Source organism: Mediterraneibacter sp. 210702-DFI.3.120, assembly GCF_020561005.1.
Classification (GTDB): domain Bacteria; phylum Bacillota; class Clostridia; order Lachnospirales; family Lachnospiraceae; genus Mediterraneibacter; species Mediterraneibacter faecis.
In genome coordinates this window covers 1-226 of sequence record NZ_JAJCNG010000122.1, presented here as the reverse complement: position 1 = coordinate 226, position 226 = coordinate 1, and the positions used below count along the sequence as shown (strand labels likewise).

Genomic DNA, 226 nt, shown 5'->3' with positions numbered 1-226 from the left:
ATGGGGATTAGACGTTTCTAGAAATGCTATTAATGTTCATTCCGATATGTCAACTAACATTCCTGGTGTATACGCTGTAGGGGATATCTGTTCCTATGAGGGAAAAGTGAAATTAATCGCTACAGGATTTGGTGAGGCACCTACTGCCGTAAATAATGCTTTACATTACTTACGGCCCGATGCTCGACGTCAACCAGTTCATAGTACAAGTTTATTTGAAAACGGC

At 40.7% G+C, this 226-nt stretch carries 1 protein-coding gene; it reads left to right on the top strand.

Annotation, left to right across the window (positions count from 1 at the left end; genetic code table 11):
• Nucleotides 1–226: FAD-dependent oxidoreductase (locus LI162_RS15475; protein ID WP_331470842.1), on the top strand; the 226-nt coding region annotated here is incomplete at both ends.